Below are 26022 nucleotides of genomic sequence, written 5' to 3' on the forward strand. Positions count from 1 at the left end.
TTCAGCGGGCGTGCCCGAGTCGTAAGGAAACCGACCGTGACCGACCACATCACCGACACCGCACCGGACGCCGCCGCGCCCGACGACGGGACCGTCCTCGACGGCACCCCCGAGGTGGTCGTCGAGACCACCGAGCACCCCGAGCCGCTGCCCCAGGACTTCGCCGAGTTCGGGGTGCGCCAGGACATCGTGGACTCCCTCGCCGCCGAGGGCATCGTCCACCCCTTCCCCATCCAGGCCATGACCCTGCCGGTGGCACTGTCCGGGCAGGACATCATCGGGCAGGCCAAGACCGGCACGGGCAAGACCCTCGGCTTCGGCATCCCCGTGGTCCAGCGCGTCGTGGGCCGCGGCGACGCGGGGTGGGACCAGCTGAAGAAGCCGGGCGCCCCGCAGGCGCTCATCGTGGTGCCCACCCGCGAGCTCGCCGTCCAGGTCGGCCACGACCTGGCCACCGCCGCGCGGACCCGCGACGCCCGGGTGGCCACCATCTACGGCGGCCGCGCCTACGAGCCCCAGATCGAGCAGCTGCAGGCGGGCGTCGAGGTCGTCGTCGGCACCCCCGGCCGGCTCATCGACCTCAACCGGCAGCGCCACCTCGACCTGTCCGCGGTGCGGGCCGTGGTGCTCGACGAGGCCGACGAGATGCTCGACCTCGGCTTCCTGCCCGACGTCGAGAAGCTGCTCTCGGCCGTGCCCGAGGTCCGGCAGACGATGCTCTTCTCCGCGACGATGCCCGGGCCCGTGGTGGCCATGGCCCGCCGCTACATGACCAAGCCCATGCACATCCGGGCCGCCGCGCCGGACGAGGGCGCCACCAAGAAGGACATCCGCCAGGTGGTCTACCGGGCGCACCACCTCGACAAGGACGAGGTCGTGGCCCGGATCCTGCAGGCCGAGGGCCGGGGGCGCACGATCGTGTTCACCAAGACCAAGCGGGCCGCGGCCAAGCTCGCGGACGAGCTGATCACCCGCGGCTTCGCCGCCGCCCCGCTGCACGGCGACCTGGGGCAGGGCGCCCGCGAGCAGGCGCTGCGCGCGTTCCGCAACAACAAGGTCGACGTGCTCGTGGCCACGGACGTCGCCGCCCGCGGCATCGACGTCGAGGACGTCACGCACGTCATCAACTTCCAGTGCCCCGAGGACGAGAAGACCTACCTGCACCGCACCGGCCGCACCGGCCGCGCGGGCAACAAGGGCACGGCCGTGACGTTCGTGGACTGGGACGACATCCCGCGCTGGCGGCTGATCGACAAGGCCCTGGAGCTCGGCATCCCCGAGCCCCGCGAGACCTACTCCTCCTCCGAGCACCTGTACGAGGAGCTGAGCATCCCGAAGGGCACCAAGGGCCGGCTCCCCCGCTCCAGGCGCACCCACGAGGGGCTCGGCGCCGAGGTCCTCGAGGACCTCGGCGAGCCCGGCGGGCGCAAGAGCGGCCCGCGCGGCGAGGGCCGGGACGGGCGCTCGCGCGACCGCGGCGCCGGCCGCGGCGAGGGGCGCGGCTCCGGCCGCGGCGGGTCCGGCCGCGGTGAGGGGCGCGGCGGCCGCGGCCGCCGCGACGACGCCGCGACGTCGTCCGCTCCGCGCGAGGACGCCCGGGCGCCCCGGGCGGCTGCGCGCGAGACGGCTCCCGAGGCGCCCCGGGAGACCTCGGTGGAGCGCACCTCGGACGGCACCACCCGGCGCCGCCGGCGCCGCCGCAGCAGCGCGGCCTCGCCGGAACAGAGCGGCACCGCCGGCGAGTGAGCCCCTTCGCCTTCGACGCCGAGGGCCCCGACGCGGTGGTCGCCGCGGAGAACCTGGATCTCCTGCGGCGGCTGCCCGGCGGGGCCTTCCGCATGATCTACGTGGACCCGCCCTTCAACACGGGCCGCACCCAGCGGCGGCGGGAGTCCACGGTGACCCCGGCCGCCGCCGGGGAGGGCGACCGCACCGGCTTCGCCGGCCGCTCCTACACGACCGTGCTGGGGGCCCTGCGCAGCTACGACGACGCGTTCGCCGACTACTGGGGGTTCCTGGAGCCCCGTCTGCGGGAGGCGTGGCGGGTGCTGGCCGACGACGGGACGCTGTACCTGCACCTGGACTACCGGGAGGTGCACTACGCGAAGGTGATGCTGGACGCGATCTTCGGGCGGGAGTGCTTCCTCAACGAGATCATCTGGGCCTACGACTACGGCGGGCGCTCCCGCCGCCGCTGGCCCGCCAAGCACGACAACGTCCTGGTGTACGTCAAGGACCCCGAGCGGTACCTGTTCGACAGCGCCGAGGTCGACCGGGAGCCGTACATGGCCCCGGGCCTGGTGACCCCGGAGAAGGTGCGGCTGGGCAAGCTGCCCACGGACGTGTGGTGGCACACCATCGTCTCCCCCACCGGCCGGGAGAAGACCGGCTACCCCACGCAGAAGCCCGTGGGCCTGGTGCGGCGGATGGTCGCCGCGAGCTCCGCCCCCGGGGACTGGGTCCTGGACTTCTTCGCCGGCTCCGGGACGCTCGGCGCCGCCGCCGGGCAGCTGGACCGGCGGTTCGTGTGCGTGGACCGCAACCCGGAGGCGATCGAGGTCATGCGCGCCCGCCTGCCGGGCGCGACCGTGTGGGACTGAGCACGGGCTCGCCCGGCAGGCGGCGGGGCCCTCAGGGGTAGCGCACGGGGACCCCGGAGCCGGCCTGCTCCTCGATCCGCACGAGCGACTGGACGGACGTCAGGTTCTCCCCCAGCCGGTTGGGCTTGCCGGCCCCGTGGTAGTCGCTCGCGCCCGTGACCACCAGGTCGTGCTCGGAGGCCATCCGGACGAGCCGGGCCCGGGCGTCGTCGGGGTTGTCCCGGTGCGCGACCTCGAGCCCGCCGAGGCCGGCGTCGATCATGGCCTCGAAGACCTCCGGGCCGACCACCCGGCCGCGGGCCGCGGCGAGCGGGTGGGCGAAGACGGGCACGCCGCCGGCGGCCCGGACGAGGCGCACCGCGTGCACCGGGTCCGGGGCGTAGTGGGGGACGTAGTAGCGGGAGCGGCTGTGCAGCACCGAGGCGAAGGCGGCGGTGCGGTTCTCCACGACCCCCACGGTGACGAGCGCGTCGGCGATGTGCGGGCGGCCCACGGTCGCGCCCTCGCGCACGTGGTCCAGGACCACGTCCCAGTCGATCGGGTAGTCCTCGGACAGCAGCTCGACCATGCGCTCGGCCCGGGTGCGCCGCGAGCAGCGGGAGGACTCGATCTCGGCGAGCAGCCGTGGCTCCCGCGGGTCGTGCAGGTAGCTCAGCAGGTGCACCGAGATCCCGTCCTCGGTGGTGCAGGAGATCTCCATGCCCGGGACGAAGGCGACCCCGAGGGCCACCGCGGCGTCCCCGGCCGCCTGCCACCCGGACGTGGTGTCGTGGTCGGTGAGGGCGAAGACGTCCAGGCCCGCCGCGTGCGCCGCGCGGGCCACGTCCGCCGGGCTCTCCGTGCCGTCGGAGTCGGACGAGTGGGTGTGCAGGTCGATCTTCACCCGCTCCACGATACCGGTCCGGGCCGGACGGCCCGCCGCCTCCCGTGGCACGATGAGACCGACGACGCGAGGAAAGGAATCATGACAGAGCACAGCAGCACACCCCAGGACGCGGCGCAGCCGCTCTCGGACCGGGTCGAGAACCGGTCCCAGCGCCCCGACTCCGCCGCCTTCCAGCAGTTCATGGCATCCCAGTGGGCGGAGGCGGAGCCCACCGAGGTGGAGCGGGCCCCGGTCGCGGACTTCGCCGCCGAGCGGCGCCGGCGGATCTCCGAGCGGTTCCCCGGCGAGCGGCTCGTGCTCCCCGCCGGGCCGCTCAAGGTCCGCTCCAACGACACCGACTACCGCTTCCGGCCGCACTCCGCGTTCGCGCACCTCACGGGTCTGGGCGTGGACCACGAGCCCGACGCCGTGCTGGTGCTCGAGCCCGTCCAGGAGGGCGCCGGCGACGACGGGGGCCACCACGAGGCCACCCTGTACTTCCACCCCATGGCCGGCCGGGACTCGAAGGAGTTCTACGCCGACGCCAAGAACGGCGAGTTCTGGGTGGGCCCCCGCCCCACCCTCGAGGAACTGGGCGCCGCCTACGGGCTGCGCACCCGGGACCTCGGGGGCCTCGAGGACGCGGTCACCAAGAACGCCGGGCCCACCGCCCTGGGCGGCCTGCGGGTCCGGCTCGTGCGCGAGGTGGACCTGAACGTCGACGCCCTGGTGGACACCTCCCGGATCAACACCGGGGTGGACCTCGAGTCCTCGGACGCCCTCGACGGCGAGCTCGCCGAGGCGCTCTCGGAGCTGCGGCTCGTCAAGGACGCCCACGAGGTCGGGCAGCTGCGCGAGGCCGTGGACGCGACCATCGCGGGCTTCACCGACATCGTGCACGTGCTGCCGGCCGCCGCGGGCCACCGCCACCGCGGCGAGCGCATGGTCGAGGGCGCCTTCTTCGCCCGCGCCCGCACGGACGGCAACGACCTCGGCTACGACACCATCGCGGCGTGCGGCAACAACGCCACGGTCCTGCACTGGATCCGCAACACCGGGAGGGTGATCCCCGGGGAGCTGATCCTCGTGGACGCGGGCGTGGAGGCCGACTCCCTCTACACCGCTGACATCACCCGCACCCTGCCGGTGAACGGCCGCTACTCGGAGGTGCAGCGGCGGATCTACCAGGCGGTCCTGGACGCCGCCGACGCCGCGTTCGACGCCGCGGTGCCCGGCAACCGGTTCCGGGACGTGCACGCCGCCGCCATGGAGGTCCTGGCCCGGCGGCTGGAGAGCTGGGGCCTGCTGCCCGTGCCCGCCGAGGTCTCGCTCTCCGCGGCGGGCCAGCACCACCGGCGGTGGATGCCGCACGGCACGAGCCACCACCTGGGCCTCGACGTGCACGACTGCGCGCAGGCCAAGCGGGAGCTGTACGTGGACGGGGTCATCGAGCCCGGCATGGTGTTCACCATCGAGCCCGGCCTCTACTTCAAGGCGGAGGACCTCGCGGTGCCGGAGGAGTACCGCGGGATCGGCGTGCGGATCGAGGACGACGTCCTGATCACCGAGGACGGCAACGTCAACCTCTCGTCCGGGCTGCCCCGCACCCCGGACGAGGTCGAGGCGTGGATGACCGGTCTGTGGCACGCCCGGGAGGGCGTCGACCCCAGCTGAGCCGGCGGCCGCCGGCCGTCAGCGGGAGGCGTCGGTGGACGTGCTCCCGCCGGTCGGCGGCCCGGACCGGTCCGGGGCCGCGTCCTGACCGGCGGCGTCCCCGTCGGGCTCCCCGGCGGGGAGCCTGATGCCGTACTGGGGCCGGCCGTCGGGCAGGTCCTGGAACATCGCGGAGCGGCCGGGCGCGTCGGCCTGCTCGCTCTGGCCCGCCGCGGGGACCGCGGGCGCGGGACCCGCGGGTCCGCCGGCCGGCTCCGGGGCGGCGCCGTGGGAGGGCCGCTGCCACGGGGCCCCCGCCGGGGGCCGCCCCGGCGTCCCGGGCTGCGGGGGGCCCTGCCGCGTCCCCTGCGGAGGACCCTGCTGCGGAGCGGGCCGCGGCGCGGGAGCGGTCCGCGGCAGGCTCTGCAGCCCGCGCAGCCCCTGGAGCACCTGCTGGGCGCGCTGGGCCACCTCGGGGGCGGCCACGACGTCGTAGGACGTGGCGACGATCTGGTTGGTCGAGGTGAAGTCCCGCTTCCCGCGCTGCATGGCGTAGGTGATGGTGGCGAGCAGCATCCAGAAGGCCCCGCCCATCAGCACCGACACGAGCAGCGTGGACAGCCACTGCTCCCCGCCCAGCAACGACAGGATCATCCCGAGGAACGCGCCGAAGACCATGCCGTTGAGCGCGCCCTGGCCCGCGACCTTCGGATAGCTCAGCCGGCCGGTCACCTGCTCCACGGACTTCAGGTCGTTGCCGACGATCGCGATCCGGTCCACCTCGAACTGCTCGTCCGCCAGGTGGTCCACGGCCTTCTGCGCGTCGGCGTACGTGGCGTAGCGCCCGATCACCTCCCCGCGGGGCAGACCGCGGACGGCGGGACTGGCAGGGGGCAGGGACCGTGGCGAGCTCATGCCCCCATTCTCCCCCATCCGCTCCCGCCACCGCGCCCCGACCCGGTCCCCTCACGGGCCCCGGTCCCCGGAAGGTGCCCGGGGAGCCGGTGGGTAGTCTTGTACGGTGAGCAGCCACATCGACAAGATCTTCATCGCGCGCCTGATCGGCCTCGACGTGTTCGACCCCCTGGGGGACCGTCTGGGGCGGTTGCGCGACGTCGTCGTGCTCATGCGCGGCAGCTCCCGGTACGGCCGCTCCTCCCGCCGGCCCCTCGTGGTCGGCCTCGTGGTGGAGGTCCTCGGCAAGAAGCGGGTGTTCGTGCCGATGACCCGCGTGACCAGCATCGACGCGGAGAAGATCATCAGCACGGGGCTCGTGAACCTGCGCCGCTTCGAGCAGCGCGGCGCGGAGACCCTCGCCGTCGGCGAGGTCTTCGACCGGACCGTGGTGCTGCGCGACGGCTCCGGCTCCGCCACGGTCGAGGACATGGCGATGGAGCGCAAGCGCAACACCGGGGACTGGCTGATCACCCAGCTCTTCGTGCGCCGCACCGGCACGGGCGGGGGCCTGATGCGCCGCCGCAACGAGACGCTGATCATCGACTGGGAGGACGCGGGGGACCCCTCCGCCGCGGGCCACCAGCCGGCCACCCAGTGGGTCGCCTCCCACGAGGAGCAGCAGCCCGCCGACCTCGCGGACGAGCTCCACGACATGTCGGCCAAGCGCATGCTCGAGATCGCCCACGAGCTCCAGGACGACCGGCTCGCCGACGTCCTCGAGGAGCTCCCGGAGGAGGACCAGGTCTACATCCTCACCAACATGGAGCCGGACCGCGCGGCCACGGTGCTCGAGGAGATGGAGCCCGACGACGCCGCCGACCTGCTCAACGAGCTGCCCGAGGCCCAGGCCGAGGAACTGCTCGCGCGGATGCAGCCCGAGGACGCCGAGGACGTCCGGCGCCTGCTGGAGTACGAGGAGGGCACGGCCGGCTCGCTCATGACCCCCGTGCCGATCATCCTGCCGCCGGAGGCCACGGTGGCCGAGGCGCTCGCGCACATCCGCCAGGAGGAGCTCAGCCCCGCGGTCGCGGCGGCCGTGATCATCTCCCGCCCGCCGCTGGAGACGCCCACCGGCAAGTACCTCGGCATGGTGCACACCCAGAAGCTGCTGCGCTATCCCCCGCCCGAGGCCGTGGGCAACCTCATCGACCGCTCGTTCGAGCCGGTCTCCGACCTCGCCTCCCTGCAGGACGTCGCGCGCGAGCTCGCGACCTACGACCTCACGATCATCCCGGTGGTCAACGACCACGACCGGGTGGTCGGGGCGATCACGATCGACGACGTCCTCGACGCCCTGCTGCCCGAGGACTGGCGCACCGCCGACGACGGGACCCCGATCCGGAAGGTGGGCAAGCGGTATGAGTGAGCGCGAGCCCCGGCGCCCCCGCGTCGGCACCCGCGGCAACGCCCTCGACCAGCCGCGCGAGCACCGGCCGGGACTGCTGGACCGGTTCCGGCCGAACCCCGACGCCTTCGGGCGGATGACCGAGGGCTTCGCCCGGTTCATGGGCACCCCGCAGTTCCTGCTGTGGATGACGGTGTTCGTGGCCCTGTGGCTGGGCTGGAACACCATCGCCCCCCGGGAGCTGCAGTTCGACTCGAAGGACCTCAACTTCACGCTGCTCACGCTCATGCTCTCGCTGCAGGCCTCCTACGCGGCGCCCCTGCTGCTGCTGGCGCAGAACCGGCAGGACGACCGGGACCGGGTGACCCAGGAGGAGGACCGCCGCCGGGCGCAGCAGAACCTCGCCGACACCGAGTACCTGACCCGGGAGATCGCCTCGCTGCGGATCGCGCTGCGCGACGTCGCCACCCGCGACTTCGTGCGCTCGGAGCTGCGCTCGGTGCTCGAGGAGATCCTGGAGTCCCAGGACGACGCCCCGGACGCCGACGAGCCGGGGGCCCCGCCGCGGCGGGGCGCCCGCCGCAGGAGCCGCAACCCCGACCGCCCCACCGCCCCCGAGACCCGAGGGAACCCCCGTGCCTGAGCCCCGCCCCGACGACGTCCTCGCCCCCGAGACCCTCGACCCCGCCCTGCGCGCGGCGCTCGACCGCGTGCTCGACCCGGAGCTGCGCCGGCCCGTGACCGAGCTGGGGATGATCCGCTCCGCCCGCCTCGACGACGCCGGCCACGCCGCGGTGCACGTGCTGCTGACGATCAGCGGCTGCCCCCTCCGCTCGACCATCGAGCGGGACGTCCGGGACGCCGTGGGGACCGTGGCGGGGGTGCGCACCGTGGACGTCGAGATCGGGGTGATGACCCCCGAGCAGCGCACCGCGCTGAAGGACCGGGTGGGCCACACCCGGACCGTCCCCTTCAACGACCCGTCCTCCCTGACCCGGGTGCACGCGGTGACCAGCGGCAAGGGCGGCGTCGGCAAGTCGACGGTCACCGTGAACCTCGCCGCCGCGCTCGCCGCGCGCGGCCGGTCGGTCGGCATCGTGGACGCCGACGTCCACGGGTTCTCCGTGCCCGGGCTGCTCGGCATCGACCGGGCGCCCACCCAGGTGGGGGACATGATCCTGCCCCCCGTCGTGGACGTCCCCGAGGAGGCGCGGGAGGACACCGGGCGCCCCGGGGTGCTCAAGGTCATCTCGATCGGGATGTTCGTGGACCCGGACCAGCCGGTGGCCTGGCGCGGGCCGATGCTGCACCGCGCCGTGGAGCAGTTCCTCACGGACGTGCACTTCGGCGACCTGGACCACCTGTTCCTCGACCTCCCGCCGGGCACGGGCGACATCGCGATCTCCGTGGCCCAGCTGCTGCCGTCCGCGGAGGTGCTCGTGGTCTCCACGCCCCAGCAGGCGGCGGTCGAGGTCGCCGAGCGCTCCGGGGCGCTCGCGGTGCAGACCGGCCAGCGGGTGGCCGGGGTGGTGGAGAACATGGCGGGCATGCCGATGCCGGACGGCAGCGTGCTCGAGCTCTTCGGCGCCGGCGGGGGCACCCGGATCTCGGAGTCCCTGACCCGGCGGCTCGGCTACGACGTGCCGCTGCTCGGCGCCGTGCCGCTCGACGTCGCCCTGCGCGAGGGCGGGGACGCCGGCCGCCCGGTGGTGTGGTCCGCGCCGGGCTCGCCCGCCGCGGTCGCCCTGCGTGCCGTCGCCGACGCGATGGGCGCCCGCCCGCGCGGGCTCGCCGGACGGCCGCTGGGCCTGGGACCGCGCTGACGCGCCGCCGGCCCCGCGCTCGGCGTGTGCGGGGGCCGGCTCAGGTGGCTTCGGTGTCGAAGGGGGCCCGTTCGCCGGGGGCCAGGCGGGTCAGCACCGGGCCGGGGCGCGGCCGGGGTGCGGCGGGCGCCGCCGGCTCGTCGTCCTCCAGGAGGGCCTGGCGCACGATGGTGCGGGGGTCGTACTGGCGGGGGTCGAGCCTGCGCCAGTCGACGTCGGCGATCTCCGGCCCGAGGGTCTCCTTGAGCTCCTCGGTGGCGCCGGTCGCGTAGCGCTTGGCGGCCTTGACCAGCTCCTTGAGCTTCTCCGCGTACTCCGGCAGCCGCTCCGGCCCGATGATGAACAGGGCCAGGAGCACCAGGATGATCGCTTCGCCGCCGTTGATGCCGAGCACAGGAAGTGATTTTACCAGTCCGGGAGCCGGTGGCCGGTCAGCCGAAGATCTCGCGCAGGCCGACCAGCACCGTCTCGACGACGCCGGGGTCCCCCGGGGACGGCTCCACCACGCGCCCCCGCTCGTCGGCCACGACGAGGCCCACGGTGTGGGCCATCGCGGACGGTCCGGAGTCCCCCGAGACGGTGTAGACGACCTCGTCCCCGACGAGCACCGCCCGCCACGGCGGCCCGGCGTCCACCCACAGCGGCACGCCCTCCACGGCGACGCGCTCGAGGCCCTCGGCGCTCACGGGCAGCCCGGTCAGTCCGTCCATGGGGTTCTCGCGGTCGACCCCCCCGCGCTGCTCCACCACGACGACCTCGTCCTCGCCGCGGTGCAGCCTGACGGCCACGACCGGGTGCCCGGACAGGGTGCCGCGGGTCATCGAGCCCACCCGGTAGCCGTCCGCGGCCAGGGTGGGCAGCGTCCAGCCCTCCGTGCGCAGCAGGTCCGCGGACACCTCGTCCGCGTGCAGCACCCCGTGCGTGCCGTGCCACGCCGAGACCGGCACCCGCTCCTCGGCGCTGTGCGCGGACTGCATCACGACCGTGCGCCCGACCGCGTAGCCGGAGCCCAGGACGAGGGTGAGCACCGCGCTCACGGTGGCCGCGGCCACGGGCACCGCGCTGCTGGGGCGGGCCGGCGCGGTGCGGTCCGGGCGGGGCATCGGTCCTCCTCGTGCGGTGGTCGGGCGGCGGGCTCCGGGTGGGCCCGTGCCCGGTCCCGTGCCGCGGTCGGCGTCGGGAGCGGGTGCACGGACCGCTCCGTGAGGAGGCCCGCGAACAGGTCCGTGGAAGACGTCGTGATCGTCTCCATGATCGACCGGGAAGCTGGATGCCGACTGGACGGTGGCCGGACGGACGGGCCCAGCCGGTAGGATGGCGCGCATCCACTACAGCGACGAAGGGCGGACCATGGGCGCGGACAAGACGACGAGCTGGTCGTACGCCGAGGCGTTCGCCGCCGAGGACGAGCTCGCCTACCGCGCCCGGGAGCGGTCCCTCGCCCTGCGCATCCCCCCGGTGACCCCGGGGACGGCCGCCGCCCTGACCGTGCTCGCCGCGGCGGCCCGGCCCGCCACCGTGGTCGAGGTGGGCACGGGGGCCGGGGTGTCCGGTCTCGCCCTGCTGCGCGGTCTGCCCGGCACGTCCGTGCTGACCACGATCGACACCGACATCCGGGCGCTGCGCGCGGCCCGCGACACGTTCCGGGAGGCCGGGATCCCGACGAGCCGGACCCGCACGATCCCCGGCCGCGCGTCCCTCGTGATGCCACGGTTGAGCGCCGGCGCCTACGACCTCGTGTTCCTCGACGCCGACCCCGAGGGGACCCTCGACTACGCCGAGGAGGCCGTCCGGCTGCTGCGCCCGGGCGGGATGCTCGTGGTCAACGACGCCCTGTCCCAGGACAAGGTGGCGCAGCCGGCCAACCGCGAGGAGAACACCCGGACGATGCGGGCCGTGCACCGGCTGTTCCGGGAGGACGAGCGCTTCAGCACCGCCCTGTTGACGACCGGCTCCGGGCTGCTGCTGGCCGTCCGCGCCGGTGGTCACTCGGTGACGCCGGCCAGGCACTCCTTGAGCTCCGCGGCCTCGGCCGGCTTCAGCTCGACCACCAGCCGTCCGCCGCCCTCGAGCGGCACCCGCATGATCAGGCTCCGCCCCTCCTTGGTGACCTCCATCGGTCCGTCACCGGTTCTCGGCTTCATGGCCGCCATGTGGGAACTCCTCTTCCTCGATTGGTGTGGCTCCCATCCTATCCGAGCCGCAACCGTGGACCCGGACCACCCCGGCGCCCGGGGGTCCGCGTCGGCGTGCCCGGCGCGGGGTGCGGACGGGATCAGGGCGGGTAGTCCCCGCCCCCGGGCAGCTGCTTCCAGTGCCACAGCCAGCCGACCCAGACGAGCTGGAGCAGCGCGCCGAACACCACGCAGGCCACCCGGTAGGCGCGCGAGTCCGAGACCGCGGCCAGCGGCAGGGCGAGGGGGAACAGCGGCAGCAGCAGCCGGAAGGTGCTGCTCTGGGGGTGCAGGAAGAGGAGCAGGTACACGGCGTAGCTCGCCAGCCACACGCGCGTGAGCAGGTCCAGCCGCTCCCGCACCACGCGGGTGCCCAGCAGCACCGTCCCGCCCGCGACCAGCAGCACGGGCGCGGCGAGCCCGAGCACGGGGCCGAACAGCCCGGCGGCGGCGTCGAACCAGGGCACCACCGGCTCCAGCCCTCCCCCGCCCCGCCACGCCGTCTCGGTGTCGGTGTACGCGGTCGGCTCGCCCGTGACGGCCCACGCGATCGCCGGCCAGGCGAGGGCCGCGCCGCACGCCAGGACCGCGAGGCCGAACAGCCCGTCGACGGCTTCCGCCGCGCGGCGCAGCTCCCCGGCCCGGTGCCGGCGCACGGAGCGCACGAGCCACGTGATCCCCAGGGCCGCCGCGAAGGGGACCCCCGCCGGGCGCGTCAGGCACATCAGGAGCACCACGGGGGCGGCCGCCAGGTGGTTCCCCCGGGCCACCAGCAGCAGGGCGCCCGCGAGCAGCAGCAGGTGCAGCGACTCGGCGTAGGGGACCTGCAGCACCGGGGCGACCGGGCTGAACGCGACGAACGCGACACCCCACAGGGCGGTGGCCGGAGGGGCGAGCCGGAGGAACAGCCGGTGGACGAGCAGGACGGCGCCCAGGCTCGCGGCCAGGGACACGGCCGACGCGGCCGCGTCCCACCCCGCGCCGGTGGCCGCCGAGACCACCCGCACGACCATCGGGAAGACCGGGTAGAACGCCCAGGCGTTCTCCTGCACCTGCCCGGCCGCGTCCCGGGGCAGGGACGCGGGATAGCCCTCCCGGGCGATGCGCTCGTACCAGTCCGAGTCCCAGGTCCCGGTGAACTCGAGGTAGCCCAGGGCGCCGTCCCCCCACGGACCGGGACCCTGCTGCCGGCCCACCGTGGTGAACACGGCCCAGGCCCAGAGCCGGGAGGCCGCCCAGACCAGCAGGGCCTGTGCCCACCAGGGAGCCCGGGTCCACCGGAGGGCCACGGCCGTCCGGAGGGCCACGGCCGTCCGGCCGCTCACGCCCCCGGCACCGGGCGGGACGGCGGGTCCTCCGGCGGCGGCAGCCGGTCCGCGAGGTGGGCCAGCACGGCGTGGACCTCCGCGGGGTCGTAGCCGCGGCGCCGTACGGAGAACGCGATCCGCTCCACGTCCTCCGCCGTCGGGTGCTCGGGCAGCACGAGCGGCGCCCCGGGGGCGCGCGCCACGGCGATCCCGTCCCGGGCGGGCACGACCCGCTCGGCGAGGCGGTCGCGGCCGAGGACCACGACGCCCACGACCGTGAGCAGCAGCACGAGCCCGGACAGCACCACGAGGATCTCGGTCATGTCCTCCAGGCTATGCGCCGCCGGGCGGGACGGGGCGCCGCAACATTTCTACGGACGGGTAAGCAATTAACACGATTGCAACGTGTTCGGCATCACACGGAACGAATCTGGGATATCTTTCCGGTATGTCACACGCCACTCCGCCGGCCGCCGCTCCGGCCTCCTCCACCGCGGGGACGGCCGAGGCCCTGGTCCGCATGACGCACGTCAACAAGCACTTCGGGGACCTGCACGTGCTCCGGGACATCAACCTGGAGGTGAAGCGCGGCGAGGTGGTGGTCGTGATCGGCCCCTCCGGCTCCGGCAAGTCCACCCTGTGCCGGGCCATCAACCGGCTCGAGAGCATCGACGACGGCGAGATCCTGATCGACGGGAAGCGGCTGCCCGAGGAGGGCAAGGCCCTCGCGAAGCTGCGCGCCGACGTCGGCATGGTCTTCCAGTCCTTCAACCTCTTCGCCCACAAGTCGGTCCTGCAGAACGTGACCCTGGGGCCCGTCAAGGTGCGGGGCAGGTCGGCGGCCGAGGCGAAGAAGCAGGCCATGGAGCTGCTGACCCGGGTGGGGGTCGACAACCAGGCCGAGAAGCTGCCCGCGCAGCTCTCCGGCGGCCAGCAGCAGCGCGTCGCCATCGCCCGCGCCCTGGCCATGGAGCCGAAGGTGATGCTCTTCGACGAGCCCACCTCCGCGCTGGACCCCGAGATGATCAACGAGGTCCTCGACACCATGGTCGCCCTCGCGAAGCAGGGCATGACGATGATCGTGGTCACCCACGAGATGGGCTTCGCCCGCAAGGCCGCCGACCGCGTGGTGTTCATGGCCGACGGCATGATCGTCGAGGAGAACACCCCCGAGGAGTTCTTCACGAACCCCCGCTCCGAGCGCGCCCAGGACTTCCTCGGCAAGATCCTCGGCCACTGACCGTCCCCCGACCCTCCGACCCACGCCACCACCTCCACAGCAAGGAGCACACCATGCGCAGCAGCAAGCCCCTCGGACTGGCCGCGATGGCCGCGGCCGCGGCCCTGACCCTCACCGCGTGCGGAGGTGGCGACGACGGCGGGTCCGGTGCAGGCGGCGAGGGCGGCGGCTCGGGCGAGTCCGTGCGGATCGGCATCAAGTTCGACCAGCCCGGCCTCGGCTACCGCGACGGCAGCGAGTACACCGGCTTCGACGTCGACGTCGCGAAGTACGTCGCCACCGAGCTCGGCTACTCCGAGGACCAGATCGAGTGGGTCGAGTCCCCCTCCGCCAACCGCGAGAACATGCTCTCCAACGACCAGGTGGACATGATCTTCGCGACCTACTCGATCACCGAGGAGCGCGACCAGACCGTGGACTTCGCCGGCCCCTACTTCGTGGCCGGCCAGGACCTGCTGGTGCGCACCGACGACTCCTCGATCGCCGGCCCCGACGACCTCGAGGGCAAGAACCTGTGCTCGGTGACCGGATCGACCTCCGCGCAGAAGGTCAAGGACGACCAGCCCGGCGCCAACCTCGTCGAGCAGCCCGGCTACGCCGACTGCCTCACGGCGCTCGAGTCCGGCCAGGTGGACGCCGTGACCACCGACGACATCATCCTCGCCGGCCTCGCCTCGACCGACGCCAACCAGGGCAAGTTCAAGGTGGTCGGCAACACCTTCTCCGAGGAGCGCTACGGCGTGGGCCTGCCCGACGGCTCCGACCAGTGCGAGGCCGTCAACGAGGCCATCACCAAGATGATCGACGAGGGCGCCTGGGAGGAGGCCGTCACGGCCAACACCGAGGGCGCCGACTACACCTACAACGCCGAGCTCAACCCGCCGGAGCCCGAGCCCTGCGGCGAGTGACCCCGGACGCGTGAGCACCCCGTGGCCGGCCGGCGACCGGCCGGCCACGGGACCGCGACCGCGCAGCACGCCGACCGATCCGCGACGAAGGGGCCTTCCGTGACCCAGGACCTGCCCGATCCCCGGGAGCTCCCGTGAACGACTATCTGACCGACTTCGCCAGTCTGTTCGCCCAGTACGACGTGCCGGGCGCGTTCTGGGTCAACCTGCAGCTGACCTTCTGGGCCGCGATCGGCTCGGCGGTCCTCGGCGCCCTGATCGCCCTGATGCGCATCTCCCCCATCGCGTCCCTGCGGCTGCTCGGCACCACGTACGTGAACCTGTTCCGCAACACGCCGCTGACGATCATCCTCGTGTTCCTGGTCCTGGGCGTGTGGAGCCAGCTCGGCATCAACCTCTCCTCGGACTTCAACCGGAACTTCTTCCTCTACGCCGTGATCGGCCTGAGCCTCTACCACGCGGCCTTCGTCTGCGAGGCCATCCGCTCCGGCGTCAACACGGTGCCGGCCGGGCAGGCCGAGGCGGCCCGGGCCATCGGGCTGAGCTTCCTGCCCGCGGCCCGGCTGATCGTCTTCCCGCAGGCGCTGCGCGGGGCGATCACCCCGCTCGGCAACACCCTGATCGCCCTGACGAAGAACACGACGGTGGCCGCGGCCGCGTCGGTCACCGAGATCTCCTCCCTCATGAAGACCATGATCGAGTTCCGCCCGGACGTGATCATCGCGATCTTCCTGGTGGTGGCGCTCGGCTTCGTCCTGATCGTCGTCCCGGTGGGCCTGCTGACCACCTGGGCCTCCCGGAAGCTGGCGGTGAAGCGCTGATGGCCAAGACCCAGAACGTCCTCTTCGACGTGCAGGGGCCGCGTGCCCGCCGGCTCACGCTGCTCTTCAACGTGGCGGGAGTCCTGCTGATCGCCGCGCTCGCCTGGGTCGTGCTCGGCGCGCTCGCCGAGCAGGGCCAGCTGGACGCCGACCGGTGGACCCCGCTGCTCACCGCCCGGGCCTGGGAGAACTTCCTGCTCCCGGGGCTGTGGGAGACCCTGCGGGCCGCGCTGCTGGCGGTGGCCCTCTCGATCGCCTTCGGCCTGGTCTTCGGTCTCGGCCGGCTCTCCCAGCTGGCCCCGGTGCGCTTCGTCTGCACCGTGGTGGTCGAGTTCTTCCGGGCCGTGCCCGTGCTGGTGATGATGATCTTCTTCTACCTGGGCATCGGCCGCGCCGGCCTGGTCGAGCCCGCCAACGTGCCGTTCTGGGCCGTGGTGCTGGGCCTGATGTTCTACAACGGGTCGGTCATCGCCGAGCTCATCCGCTCCGGCGTGCACCAGCTGCCCAAGGGCCAGCGCGAGGCGGGCCTGGTCATCGGGCTCACGCCCTCCCGGTCCCTGCGGATGATCGAGCTCCCCCAGGCCCTCACCGCGATGCTGCCCTCGATGGTCAGCCAGTTCGTGGTGATCCTCAAGGACACCGCGCTGGGCTACATCATCACCTACCCGGAGCTGCTCGCGAGCGCTCGGCGCCTGGGCTCCGGGGACGGCAACATCCTGCAGACGCTGTTCGTGGTGGCGCTGGTCTTCGTGCTCATCAACTACCTGCTGACCCTGCTGGCCGCGTGGCTGTCGCGGTTCCTCAGCTTCCGCACCGCGGGCCGGACCAAGCCGGCCGAGGGGCCCATGGCCGCCGAGGAGACGACCGTCTGACGCCGCTCAGGCCGTGAGCCACGCGGCCAGGGCCCGGCAGCACTCCCGGACCGCGTCGGCACTCACGTGCTCGTCGTCCGTGTGGGCCAGCAGGGCGTCGCCGGGGCCGAAGTTCACGGCGGGCACGCCCATCTGCGAGAAGCGGGCCACGTCCGTCCAGCCGTACTTGGGCTTGGGCTCCTGGCCCACCGCGGCCACGAACGCGGCGGCCGCGGGACGGTCCAGGCCGGGGCGCGCCGCCGGGGAGAGGTCCGTGAGCTCGATCTCGTAGCCGGCGAACACCTCCCGCACGTGCGCCACGGCGTCCTCGGGGCTCTTGTCCGGGGCGAAGCGGTAGTTGATCTCCACGTGGGCGGTGTCCGGGACCACGTTGCCGGCCACGCCGCCGCCGATCCGGATCGCGTTGAGCCCCTCGCGGTACTCGAGCCCCTCCACCGCCACGGTCCGCGGCTCGTAGGCCGCCAGACGGGCGAGGACGTCGGCCTGCTTGTGGATCGCGTTCTCCCCGATCCAGGACCGCCCCGAGTGGGCGGCACGGCCGGTGGTGGTGATGCGGAAGCGCATCGTGCCGTTGCACCCGCCCTCCACGGTCCCGTCGGTGGGCTCGAGCAGCACCGCGAAGTCCGCCTCGAGCAGCTCGGGGGCGTGGCGCTGGAGCCGGCCCAGCCCGCTCGCGTCGGCGTCGACCTCCTCGTGGTCGTAGAAGACGTAGGTGATGTCCCGGTTCGGCGCCGTCAGGGCCGCGGCCAGGACGAGCTGGACGGCCACGCCGCCCTTCATGTCGGTGGCACCCCGGCCGTAGAGCACCCGGTCGCCGTCGGCCCCCGTCCACGTGGCGGGCACGGTCCCCCGGGCGCCGGGCGCGGTCGGCAGGGGCACGGTGTCGAGGTGGCCGGCGAGCACCACCCGCTCGGCGCGGCCGAGGTCGGTGCGCGCCACCACGGCGTCCCCGTCCCGGTGCACGGTGAGGTGCGGGAGCCGGCGCAGCGCGGCCTCGACGGCGTCGGCCAGGGGACCCTCCGAGCCCGAGACGGACGCGATGTCGATGAGGGCGGCCGTCAGGTCGGCGGGGTCCGCGGCGAGGTCCAGCTCCGGTGCGATCATGGCTGCCAGCATAACGGGGAGGCCGCAGCCGCCCGTCGGCCCCGTCCCGGCTTCCCCCGTAGGATGGAGGCCATGACTTCTTCCACCTCTCGTCCCGCCTCCGGACTCGGCCTGGCCACCGTCGTGGCCTCGGGCCCCAAGGAGGGCACCGTCCTCGACGTCTGGTACCCCGCCCCGTCCCTCTCCGACGCGGTCGACACCTCCCTCGACGCGGACCTGCGGCTCGCGGCCACCGCCGACCCCGACCGCAACGTCCGCAGCGAGATCGTCGAGACCTCGATCGACCTCGACGCCGCGCCCGCCGACGCCGCGGACGCCTACCTGCGCCTGCACCTGCTCTCCCACCGCCTCGTGCGCCCCAACACCCTGAACCTCGACGGCGTGTTCGGCCTGCTCGCCAACGTCGCCTGGACGGACCGCGGGCCCGTGCTCGCCGAGGAGCTGACCTTCGCGCTGCTCCGGATGAAGGCCTCCGGCGGGCACGTGACCGTGCACAGCGTGGACAAGTTCCCGCGAATGGTGGACTACGTGGTCCCCGCGGGCGTGCGGATCGGCGACGCCAGCCGGATCCGGCTCGGCGCCCACCTCGCCGAGGGCACCACGGTGATGCACGAGGGCTTCGTCAACTTCAACGCCGGCACCCTGGGCCAGTCCATGGTCGAGGGCAGGATCAGCGCCGGCGTGGTCGTGGGCGACGCCACGGACGTGGGCGGCGGCGCCTCCATCATGGGCACCCTCTCCGGCGGCGGCAAGGAGCGGATCACCGTGGGCGAGCGCGTGCTGCTCGGCGCCAACTCCGGTGTCGGCATCTCCCTCGGCGACGACTGCGTGGTCGAGGCCGGCCTCTACGTCACCGCCGGCACCCGGGTGAGCGTGCACTCCGACGGCGAGCGGTCCACGGCCAAGGCCTCGGAGCTCTCGGGCCTGTCCAACCTGCTGTTCCGCCGCAACTCCCTCACCGGCGCCGTCGAGGTGCTGCCCCGCGCCGGCGGGACCGTGGAGCTCAACGCGGCGCTGCACGCCAACTGAGCGCGTCGGGCCCCGCCCCGCCGCCCGACGCCGCGCAGGACGGGCCCGCCCCGCCCTGCGCGGCGTCGCCCGTCCACCCGTCCCTGCCCGCCCGTCGCCCCCCGCCCGTCCTCCCGTCCGCCCAGGAGCGCCCGTGTCCTCCCCCGTCCCCGGCCGCCGCAGAAGGTCGCTGCGGCTGCCGCTGTTCGTGCTCCTGCTCGTCGGCGCCGTGCTCGCGGCGGGGGTCCTCGTGGCCGTGGAGCTGCGCGCGGGGCGGCCCTCTGCCGGGGAGCCCCGGTGCGTGGTCGCGAGCACGGACGGGGACGGGCAGCGGCAGCGGCACGCCCTGTCCGCGGAGCAGTCCGCCAACGCCGCCCTGATCACCGCGGAGTCCGTGGCGCGCGGCACCGACCCGTACGCGGCGGTCGTGGCCCTGGCGACCGCGATGCAGGAGTCGCAGCTGGTCAACATCGACTACGGGGACCGGGACTCCGTGGGGCTGTTCCAGCAGCGCCCCTCCCAGGGCTGGGGCACGGTCGAGCAGATCATGGACCCGGCCCACGCCACGGCCGCCTTCTACGACGGCCTCGCCGAGCTCGACTACCGGACGATGTCCGTCACCGACGCCGCGCAGGCGGTCCAGCGCTCCGGGCACCCCGAGGCGTACGCGCGGCACGAGGGCCTCGCCCGGGCCTTCGCCGGCAGCCTGACCGGCGCCACGGAGGGCTCGCTCAACTGCGTGCTCCACGACCCCGAGCACCCCGGGGACCCGCGCCGGGCGGCCGACGCCCTCCGCGACGCGTTCCGCACGGCGGTGCCCGCCCCGCGCACGGACGGCGACCGGGTGGTCGTGCCGGCGCCCGGGGAGCCGGCGGGCTGGGCCGCGGCGCACTGGGCGGTCGCGCAGGCGGACGCGCTGGGCGTCGCCGAGGTGTCCTTCGACGGGCGCAGCTGGGTCCGGGCGGACCAGCGCACCGCCCGCTTCGCGCCCGCCCCGGGGTGGGTGGACGCCGCCGAGGCGCACCCGGAGGGCGCTCCCCCGCCCGACGACGTCGTGGTGGTCCTCGCGAGCCGCTGACGGGACCGCCGCGGCCCGGCCGATACGCTGGGGCCATGAAGATTCTCGTCACCGGGGGAACCGGCTACATCGGCTCGCACACCGTCCTCGCCCTGCTGGGGGCCGGGCACGACGTCGTCGTGATGGACAACCTCGCGAACTCCTCGCGGACCTCGCTGGAGCGGGTCGAGGAGCTCGCGGGACGCGCCGTCGAGGCGTTCGCGGAGGTCGACCTCCTCGACCCCGCGGGACTCGACGCCCTGTTCGCGGAGCACCGCCCGGAGGCCGTGATCCACTTCGCCGGGCTCAAGGCCGTCGGCGAGTCGGCCGAGCTGCCCCTGTGGTACTACCGCACCAACGTGGCCGGCACCCTCAACCTGCTGGACGCCATGGGGGCCCACGGCTGCCGGTCCATCGTGTTCTCCTCCTCGGCCACGGTCTACGGCGCCCCCGAGGAGATGCCGCTGACCGAGAAGCAGCCCATGGACGCGCAGAACCCGTACGGGCGGACCAAGGAGCACATCGAGGACATGCTCGTGGACCTCGCCGCGTCGGACCCGTCCTGGAACGTGGCCCTGCTGCGCTACTTCAACCCGGTGGGCGCCCACGAGTCCGGCCGGATCGGCGAGGACCCCTCGGGCGTGCCGAACAACCTGCTGCCGTTCATCGCCCAGGTGGCCGTGGGCCGGCGCGAGAAGCTGAAGGTGTACGGCGCCGACTACCCGACCGCCGACGGGACGGGCGTGCGCGACTACATCCACGTGGTGGACCTCGCCGACGGGCACCTCAGGGCCCTGGACCACATCACCGAGCACGGCGGGGTGCGCACCTGGAATTTGGGCACGGGCAAGGGCTACTCGGTGCTCGAGGTGCACGCCGCCTTCGAGCGGGCCTCCGGGCGCAGCATCCCCTACGAGATCGCGGACCGGCGGCCCGGCGACGCCGCGGTGTCCTACGCCGATCCGTCGACGGCCCTGGCCGAGCTGGGCTGGTCCGCCGACCGGGACCTCGACACGATGTGCCGGGACCACTGGAACTGGCAGCGGAGCAACCCCGAGGGCTACGCCGCGGGCGCCTGAGCGCCGGTCCGGCCCCGGGGCTCACCAGCCCCGGGGCCGGACCACGTTGGGCGGGGCGTCGGCGAACAGGGCGGCCACCCGCCGCTCGTCGTGGCCGGCGATGCCCGTGCCCACCCGGGTGAGCCAGAACGTCAGCTCGGGGTGCTCCCGGGCGAAGGCCACGAACGCCGCCGCCTCCCGCTCGAGCTCCGGGAGCCCGCTCATGCTGTTGATCGCGTACGAGCGCCCCTGCAGGCCGTGCCCCCGGCCCGGGACGGCGCCGAAGCGCTCGACGGCCGTGCGCGCCGCGCCCGCGAGGTGGGCGCCCCGGGCGTTGGAGCCGAAGACGAAGACGTCGTCCGGGCCGAGCTCGGTGATCCGGTCCGGGGTGTGCCGCTGCTCGCTCATGCGACCACGCTACCGGGGCGGGGGCCGGCGCGGAACGGCGGACGCCGGGCCCGCGCCCCGCGAGGGGGACGGGCCCGGCGTCCGCCGGTGCCGGGACTGCTCAGCGCTGCGGGTAGTGCCGCTCGCCCTCGCCCACGTAGAGCTGGCGCGGGCGGCCGATCTTGGTCTCCGGGTCCTCGATCATCTCCCGCCACTGGGCGATCCAGCCGGGCAGCCGGCCGATCGCGAAGAGGACGGTGAACATCTTCTCGGGGAAGCCCATCGCCTTGTAGATGAGGCCCGTGTAGAAGTCGACGTTCGGGTAGAGCTTGCGCTCCACGAAGTAGTCGTCGGCGAGGGCCTTCTCCTCGAGCCGCATGGCGATCTCGAGCTGCTGGTCGTTGCCGCCCAGCTTCTCGAGGATCTCGTGGGCGTAGTCCTTGACGATGCGGGCCCGGGGGTCGTAGTTCTTGTAGACCCGGTGGCCGAAGCCCATGAGCCGGGCGCCGGACTCCTTGTTCTTGACCTGCTCCATGAAGTCCTCGGGCGTCACGCCCTGCGTCTCGATCCGGTTGAGCATCGCGAGCACGGCCTCGTTCGCGCCGCCGTGCAGCGGGCCGTAGAGGGCGTTGATGCCCGCGGAGACCGAGGCGAACATGTTGGCGTGGGAGGAGCCCACGAGCCGGACGGTGGAGGTGGAGCAGTTCTGCTCGTGGTCCGCGTGCAGCATCAGCAGCACGTCCAGGGCCTTCGCCATGGCCGGGTCGATCTCGTAGTCCTCGGCGGGCACGCCGAAGCACATGCGCAGGAAGTTCTCCGTGTAGCTGAGGTCGTTCTGCGGGTAGAGCATCGGCTCGCCCTTGGACTTCTTGTAGGCGTAGGCGGCCAGGGTGGGCACCTTCGCGAGCAGCCGGATGGTGGAGATCTCCACCTGCTCCTGGTCGAACGGGTCGAGGGAGTCCCCGTAGAACGTGGACAGCGCCGAGACGGCCGAGGACAGCACGGGCATCGGGTGGGCGTTGCGCGGGAACCCGTTGAAGAAGCTCTTGAGGTCCTCGTGGACCATGGTGTGCCGGCGGATCCGGGTGTCGAAGTCCTCGAGCTCGGACGGCGAGGGCAGCTCGCCGTAGATGAGCAGGTAGGCGGTCTCGATGAAGCTGGAGTGCTGGGCGAGCTCCTCGATCGGGTAGCCCCGGTACCGGAGGATGCCGTTGTTGCCGTCGATGTAGGTGATGGCGGAGCGCGCGTTCGCCGTGTTCATGAACCCGGGGTCGAAGGCGACGTTGCCGGTCTCCTTGAGCATGTTCGTGATCGCGTAGCCGCGGTTGCCCTCGGTGGCGTCCTGGAGGGGCAGCTCGAGGGGGCTTCCGTTCCCGTAGTCGAGCCGGGCCGTCCCGGTCTTCTGTGCAGACTCAGTCATGTTCGTCCTCCGCGAGTGGATGTCGGTGTCCGGTGCCCGTGGTCGCCGCGCCGGGCGCCACCGTCGGCGCAGCACGGCCGTGTCCCGGGACACAGCGATCGTCAGGGTCCAACCTACCTGCTCCGTCCGCGCCGCGACCAATCCCGGCGGCGCCGGGGACCGTGTCAGGCGCGGCCGAGCCGCTCCACGGCGGCGTCGATGCGCTCGTCGGTGGCGGTCAGGGCGAGACGCACGTACCCCTCGCCGGCCGTGCCGTAGAACACCCCCGGGCCCACCACGACGCCCCGCTCCGCGAAGCGCTGCACCGTGGTCCAGGTGTCCTCCCCCGCCGTGCACCACAGGTAGAGCCCGGCCTCGGAGTGCTCGACCCGCAGCCCGAAGGCCTCGGCCGCGGGGACGAGCCGCTCGCGGCGGGACCGGTAGAGCGCCTTCTGGGCGGTGACGTGGGCGTCGTCGCCCAGGGCGGCCCGCATGGCCTCCTGGATCGGGGCGGGCACGATCATCCCGGCGTGCTTGCGGGAGTTGACGAGGCTCGCCATGAGCCGGGGGTCGCCGGCGAGGAACGCGGCCCGGTAGCCGGCGGCGTTGGACTGCTTCGACAGGGAGTACGCGGACAGCAGCAGGGAGTGGTCCCCGCCGCTGACCCGGGGGTCGAGCACCGACGGGACCGGGGCGCCGCCCTGCTGGACGTCCCAGGCGCCCCAGCCGAGCTCGGCGTAGCACTCGTCGGAGGCGACCACGGCCCCGAGGGCGCGGGCCTGGTCGACCACCCGCCGCAGCGACGCCGCGTCCCGGACGATGCCGGTGGGGTTGGCGGGCGAGTTCAGCCACACCATGCGCACGCGGGAGCGCACGTCGTCGTCGAGCTCGTCGAGGTCCTCCGCGGCCACGGCCTCGGCGCCCGCCAGCTGGGCCCCGATGTCGTAGGTCGGGTAGGCGACCGTGGGCCGCACGACGACGTCGCCGGGGCGCAGGCCGAGCAGCAGCGGCAGCCAGGCGACCAGCTCCTTGGAGCCGACCGTGGGCATGACCGCGGCGGGGTCCAGGCCGGTCACGCCGCGGCGCCGCGCGTACCAGGCGACGACGGCCTCGCGCAGGGCGGGGGTGCCGTGGGTGGTCGGGTAGCCGTGGGCGTCGGCGGCGGCGGCCAGCGCGTCCTGGACGACCAGGGGCGTGGGGTCCACGGGCGTGCCGATGGACAGGTCCACGACCCCGCCGGGGTGCTCCGCGGCGACAGCCCGGTACGGGGCCATCGTGTCCCACGGGTAGTCGGGCAGGGCGAGGCCGAAGGAACGGTCCCCCTGCGTCACAGGGCGACGTCCTGGTTCTGCGGGGGCAGCGCCGCGATCATGGGGTGGTCCGTGTGCGTGTTGCCGAGCTTCGCGGCGCCACCGGGCGAGCCGAGGTCGTCGAAGAACTCGACGTTCGCCTTGTAGTAGTCGGCCCACTCCTCGGGGGTGTCGTCCTCGTAGTAGATGGCCTCGACGGGGCACACCGGTTCGCACGCACCGCAGTCCACGCACTCGTCGGGGTGGATGTAGAGCGAGCGCTCCCCCTCGTAGATGCAGTCGACGGGGCACTCCTCGACGCAGGCCTTGTCCTTCACGTCGACACAGGGCTGGGCGATGACGTAGGTCACGGCGGTTTGAACCTTTCTCCTGGGATTGCTTCGACCAGTCTAGCCACGGTGCCCTGGCTAGGATGACAGCCATGGAGCATCCGACATCCGGCTCAACATCGCCGTCCGGGACGTCATCTTCGGCGCTGGGCCTGCTCACCGGCCTGCCGGCTGGTACGCGCGTGAGCGTGCGCTACGCCCTGCCGGCCGACGACGCCTCCGGGCTGCCGCTCACCGACGCGCTGGGCGAGCTGCTGGCCGCCGACGAGGAGTCCGTCACGGTGCGGACCCGCCGGGGGGACGTGCTGATCGGCGCCGGCGGGATCCGGGCCGTCCGGGTGGTCCCGCCCGCGCCGCCGCGGCGCCGGCCCCGGGGGGCCTGAGCACCGGGCTCCGCCCAGGCGGGCGCCGGGGGGGCTCAGCCCGCGCCGGTCCTGCGCCGCCGGGCGCGCAGCCACCGGGCCGTGACGAGCACGGACAGCAGGGTCGTCGCGAAGACCAGCCCGAACCAGGCCAGCCCCAGGATCCCCACGGGCGTGCCGGGGTCCGTCACGACGATCACGGAACCGTCCCCGCCGTAGGCGAAGAGCCAGGAGACGAGGTAGCCGGTCAGCCCCGGCACGGCGGCGGCCCACACGCGGCGGGTCGCGGTGCCGACCCACAGGGACACGCTGAGCAGCAGGGCGGTCGCGAAGAGCAGCCCCCACGGGAGCCACCACCCGGCGGGCGCGTACCAGACGGCGCTGTGCAGCACCGTGGCCACGGACGCCGCCACGGCCCCGGCCGCGACGGACGTCACGAGGGCCGAGAGCACGGATGCCCGGGCGCGACCGGGCGTCTCCTCCTCCGCGGCGACCGCGTCCGGGTCCCCGGCGAGCAGCCGGTAGGTCTCGAGGGCGCTGAAGGGCTGCCACACCCCGTTCGAGAGGGCGAAGCGCGAGCCGTCCCCGGAGAGCACCAGCTGGGTGGCGTGGGCGGCCATGGCGGCCCGCTTGCGCCCGGCGGAGCCGTGCACCGCGGCCTGCGGCCGCGGGTCCTCGGACCGCGCCTCGCCCTCGACGGCCCACACGAGGGGGGTGTGCCAGGGGTCGACGGGCTCCCCGTCGGCGTCCGCGCCCGGACGGGCGGCCAGCTCGGCGCCGCGCACCGCGACGGCGGAGGTGCGGACGTGGTCGGGGTGGCCGTAGCCGCCGTCGTCGTCGTAGGTGACGAGCACGTGCGGGCGCACGGCCCGGACCGCCGCGGCGACGTGGGCGGCGGCCTCGTCGGCCGCGGCCGCGGTGAGGCTGTGCGGCGAGGAGTCCTCGGCGGGGGCGGCCCGCCCGTCCGGGCCCCAGGACATGCCGGAGTCGTGGTAGTGGCCCGTGCCGCCGGCGAAGCCCACGGCGGGGTCCAGGGCGGGGGGCTCCCCCGCGAAGAAGCGCTCGGCCACGCCCAGGCGGGCCGCGGCGGCGTCGAGCTCGCCGACCCGGTGGCGGCCCAGGGCCGTGCCGTCGTCGGTGCACCCCGGCCGGCCGACCTCGAGGGCGTGCAGCGGCTCGGGGATGACCTCGCCGCGCTCGCCGCGGGTCATGGTGAGCAGCACGACCCGCGCGCCGAGCTCCGCGTAGCGGCCCATGGTGGCGCCGGTGGCGATGGACTCGTCGTCGGGGTGGGCGTGCACGAACAGGAGCCGGGCGTCCTCCGGGCGCAGGCCCGGGGGCAGCAGCCCCGGCAGGGCGTCCTCGCGCACGAGGACGCCCTGCTCGGGGTAGTACGGGACGGGCTGGGTCACGGCCGGGCCTGCTGCGCGGTGCTGCTGCGGT

The 26022-nt window shown here is 73.9% G+C and carries 27 protein-coding genes and 1 pseudogene; 15 read left to right on the forward strand and 13 right to left on the reverse strand.

Annotated elements, in window-relative coordinates; all coding sequences use genetic code 11:
• Window positions 1-36 precede the first annotated feature (36 nt).
• Together ACP7CD_RS02290 and ACP7CD_RS02295 are read left to right on the forward strand one after the other, a co-directional pair.
• Window positions 37-1746, forward strand: a complete 1710-nt coding sequence (locus tag ACP7CD_RS02290; RefSeq protein WP_426118697.1) for a DEAD/DEAH box helicase — start codon at window positions 37-39, stop codon at window positions 1744-1746.
• Entirely contained in the window at window positions 1743-2600 is an 858-nt protein-coding gene (locus ACP7CD_RS02295) for a DNA-methyltransferase (protein WP_017833427.1), read from the forward strand. The genes ACP7CD_RS02290 and ACP7CD_RS02295 overlap by 4 nt, the downstream gene beginning before the upstream one ends.
• Before the next feature lie 31 nt (window positions 2601-2631).
• On the opposite strand, the gene ACP7CD_RS02300 is transcribed toward ACP7CD_RS02295, so the two are convergent.
• On the reverse strand, window positions 2632-3483 hold the full coding sequence (locus ACP7CD_RS02300) for a PHP domain-containing protein (protein ID WP_031283018.1): 852 nt from the start codon (window positions 3481-3483) through the stop codon (window positions 2632-2634).
• 81 nt (window positions 3484-3564) lie between these two features.
• On the opposite strand from ACP7CD_RS02300, the gene ACP7CD_RS02305 reads away from it, so the two are divergent.
• Window positions 3565-5139, forward strand: a complete 1575-nt coding sequence (locus ACP7CD_RS02305; RefSeq protein ID WP_035927404.1) for an aminopeptidase P family protein — start codon at window positions 3565-3567, stop codon at window positions 5137-5139.
• 18 nt (window positions 5140-5157) lie between these two features.
• On the opposite strand, the gene ACP7CD_RS02310 is transcribed toward ACP7CD_RS02305, so the two are convergent.
• Window positions 5158-6033 (reverse strand): general stress protein, encoded by an 876-nt coding sequence (locus ACP7CD_RS02310; RefSeq protein ID WP_426118700.1) that lies wholly within the window; start codon window positions 6031-6033, stop codon window positions 5158-5160.
• Window positions 6034-6139: 106 nt separating this feature from the next.
• On the opposite strand from ACP7CD_RS02310, the gene ACP7CD_RS02315 reads away from it, so the two are divergent.
• From ACP7CD_RS02315 to ACP7CD_RS02325, 3 genes are read left to right on the forward strand one after another with little or no spacing between them, the layout of a single operon-like run.
• Entirely contained in the window at window positions 6140-7441 is a 1302-nt protein-coding gene (locus ACP7CD_RS02315; RefSeq protein ID WP_017833422.1) for a magnesium transporter MgtE N-terminal domain-containing protein, read from the forward strand.
• Complete coding sequence (locus ACP7CD_RS02320) at window positions 7434-8063, forward strand: DUF1003 domain-containing protein (protein WP_017833421.1); 630 nt, start codon at window positions 7434-7436, stop codon at window positions 8061-8063. The genes ACP7CD_RS02315 and ACP7CD_RS02320 overlap by 8 nt, the downstream gene beginning before the upstream one ends.
• Window positions 8056-9243, forward strand: coding sequence for an Mrp/NBP35 family ATP-binding protein (locus tag ACP7CD_RS02325; RefSeq protein ID WP_109268080.1), 1188 nt, complete (start codon window positions 8056-8058; stop codon window positions 9241-9243). The genes ACP7CD_RS02320 and ACP7CD_RS02325 overlap by 8 nt, the downstream gene beginning before the upstream one ends.
• Window positions 9244-9283: 40 nt before the next feature.
• Here ACP7CD_RS02325 and ACP7CD_RS02330 read toward each other — a convergent pair whose 3' ends face one another.
• Complete coding sequence (locus ACP7CD_RS02330) at window positions 9284-9637, reverse strand: hypothetical protein (RefSeq protein ID WP_017833419.1); 354 nt, start codon at window positions 9635-9637, stop codon at window positions 9284-9286.
• Window positions 9638-9674: 37 nt separating this feature from the next.
• Window positions 9675-10346, reverse strand: a complete 672-nt coding sequence (locus ACP7CD_RS02335) for a hypothetical protein (protein WP_017833418.1) — start codon at window positions 10344-10346, stop codon at window positions 9675-9677.
• Between the two features lie 247 nt (window positions 10347-10593).
• Here ACP7CD_RS02335 and ACP7CD_RS02340 point away from each other — a divergent pair.
• Window positions 10594-11220 (forward strand): annotated as a pseudogene (locus ACP7CD_RS02340) (O-methyltransferase); the annotation flags it as partial.
• An 8-nt stretch (window positions 11221-11228) separates the two neighbouring features.
• Here ACP7CD_RS02340 and ACP7CD_RS02345 read toward each other — a convergent pair.
• The 3 genes from ACP7CD_RS02345 to ACP7CD_RS02355 form a co-directional block, all read right to left on the reverse strand.
• Window positions 11229-11396 carry a DUF3117 domain-containing protein gene (locus ACP7CD_RS02345; protein ID WP_017833415.1) on the reverse strand — a complete coding sequence of 56 codons (168 nt, stop codon included), beginning with the start codon at window positions 11394-11396 and terminating at the stop codon, window positions 11229-11231.
• A gap of 122 nt (window positions 11397-11518) precedes the next feature.
• Complete coding sequence (locus ACP7CD_RS02350) at window positions 11519-12742, reverse strand: hypothetical protein (RefSeq protein WP_017833414.1); 1224 nt, start codon at window positions 12740-12742, stop codon at window positions 11519-11521.
• Entirely contained in the window at window positions 12739-13047 is a 309-nt protein-coding gene (locus tag ACP7CD_RS02355; protein WP_035927412.1) for a DivIVA domain-containing protein, read from the reverse strand. The genes ACP7CD_RS02350 and ACP7CD_RS02355 overlap by 4 nt, the downstream gene beginning before the upstream one ends.
• Before the next feature lie 188 nt (window positions 13048-13235).
• Here ACP7CD_RS02355 and ACP7CD_RS02360 point away from each other — a divergent pair, with 188 nt between their 5' ends.
• From ACP7CD_RS02360 to ACP7CD_RS02375, 4 genes are all read left to right on the forward strand, one after another.
• Window positions 13236-13964, forward strand: a complete 729-nt coding sequence (locus ACP7CD_RS02360; RefSeq protein WP_031282997.1) for an amino acid ABC transporter ATP-binding protein — start codon at window positions 13236-13238, stop codon at window positions 13962-13964.
• Between the two features lie 53 nt (window positions 13965-14017).
• Window positions 14018-14872: a glutamate ABC transporter substrate-binding protein gene (locus ACP7CD_RS02365; protein WP_017833411.1), complete on the forward strand. Its 855-nt coding sequence runs from the start codon at window positions 14018-14020 to the stop codon at window positions 14870-14872.
• Between the two features lie 134 nt (window positions 14873-15006).
• Entirely contained in the window at window positions 15007-15693 is a 687-nt protein-coding gene (locus ACP7CD_RS02370) for an amino acid ABC transporter permease (protein ID WP_017833410.1), read from the forward strand.
• A complete protein-coding gene (locus tag ACP7CD_RS02375) occupies window positions 15693-16565 on the forward strand; it encodes an amino acid ABC transporter permease (RefSeq protein ID WP_017833409.1) in 873 nt (290 codons plus the stop codon). The genes ACP7CD_RS02370 and ACP7CD_RS02375 overlap by 1 nt, the downstream gene beginning before the upstream one ends.
• Window positions 16566-16571: 6 nt before the next feature.
• Here the strand turns inward: ACP7CD_RS02375 and dapE are convergent, their stop codons facing one another.
• Window positions 16572-17681 carry a succinyl-diaminopimelate desuccinylase gene (gene dapE, locus ACP7CD_RS02380; protein WP_017833408.1) on the reverse strand — a complete coding sequence of 370 codons (1110 nt, stop codon included), beginning with the start codon at window positions 17679-17681 and terminating at the stop codon, window positions 16572-16574.
• A 51-nt stretch (window positions 17682-17732) separates the two neighbouring features.
• Between dapE and dapD the strand changes: the two genes are divergently transcribed.
• From dapD to galE, 3 genes are all read left to right on the forward strand, one after another.
• Window positions 17733-18698 carry a 2,3,4,5-tetrahydropyridine-2,6-dicarboxylate N-succinyltransferase gene (gene dapD, locus ACP7CD_RS02385; protein WP_031282996.1) on the forward strand — a complete coding sequence of 322 codons (966 nt, stop codon included), beginning with the start codon at window positions 17733-17735 and terminating at the stop codon, window positions 18696-18698.
• Window positions 18699-18831: 133 nt separating this feature from the next.
• Window positions 18832-19755 carry a hypothetical protein gene (locus ACP7CD_RS02390; RefSeq protein ID WP_426118706.1) on the forward strand — a complete coding sequence of 308 codons (924 nt, stop codon included), beginning with the start codon at window positions 18832-18834 and terminating at the stop codon, window positions 19753-19755.
• 35 nt (window positions 19756-19790) lie between these two features.
• Window positions 19791-20813 carry a UDP-glucose 4-epimerase GalE gene (gene galE, locus ACP7CD_RS02395; RefSeq protein WP_426118708.1) on the forward strand — a complete coding sequence of 341 codons (1023 nt, stop codon included), beginning with the start codon at window positions 19791-19793 and terminating at the stop codon, window positions 20811-20813.
• A 21-nt stretch (window positions 20814-20834) separates the two neighbouring features.
• On the opposite strand, the gene ACP7CD_RS02400 is transcribed toward galE, so the two are convergent.
• The 4 genes from ACP7CD_RS02400 to fdxA form a co-directional block, all read right to left on the reverse strand.
• The gene (locus ACP7CD_RS02400; RefSeq protein ID WP_426118710.1) at window positions 20835-21200 is read right to left on the reverse strand and encodes an A1S_2505 family phage non-structural protein; all 366 of its coding nucleotides are present in this window, start codon (window positions 21198-21200) and stop codon (window positions 20835-20837) included.
• Window positions 21201-21300: 100 nt separating this feature from the next.
• Window positions 21301-22599: a citrate synthase gene (locus tag ACP7CD_RS02405; RefSeq protein ID WP_017833403.1), complete on the reverse strand. Its 1299-nt coding sequence runs from the start codon at window positions 22597-22599 to the stop codon at window positions 21301-21303.
• Window positions 22600-22763: 164 nt separating this feature from the next.
• Entirely contained in the window at window positions 22764-23909 is a 1146-nt protein-coding gene (dapC, locus tag ACP7CD_RS02410; protein WP_426118712.1) for a succinyldiaminopimelate transaminase, read from the reverse strand.
• Window positions 23906-24238, reverse strand: a complete 333-nt coding sequence (gene fdxA, locus ACP7CD_RS02415) for a ferredoxin (RefSeq protein WP_017833401.1) — start codon at window positions 24236-24238, stop codon at window positions 23906-23908. The genes dapC and fdxA overlap by 4 nt, the downstream gene beginning before the upstream one ends.
• Window positions 24239-24309: 71 nt before the next feature.
• Between fdxA and ACP7CD_RS02420 the strand changes: the two genes are divergently transcribed.
• On the forward strand, window positions 24310-24600 hold the full coding sequence (locus ACP7CD_RS02420; RefSeq protein WP_241482874.1) for a hypothetical protein: 291 nt from the start codon (window positions 24310-24312) through the stop codon (window positions 24598-24600).
• A gap of 35 nt (window positions 24601-24635) precedes the next feature.
• Here the strand turns inward: ACP7CD_RS02420 and ACP7CD_RS02425 are convergent, their stop codons facing one another.
• Window positions 24636-25991, reverse strand: coding sequence for a PIG-L family deacetylase (locus ACP7CD_RS02425; protein WP_232035273.1), 1356 nt, complete (start codon window positions 25989-25991; stop codon window positions 24636-24638).
• Window positions 25992-26022: the final 31 nt, after the last annotated feature.

Source organism: Kocuria sp. LHG3120 (assembly GCF_049897445.1).
GTDB lineage: Bacteria > Actinomycetota > Actinomycetes > Actinomycetales > Micrococcaceae > Kocuria > Kocuria rosea.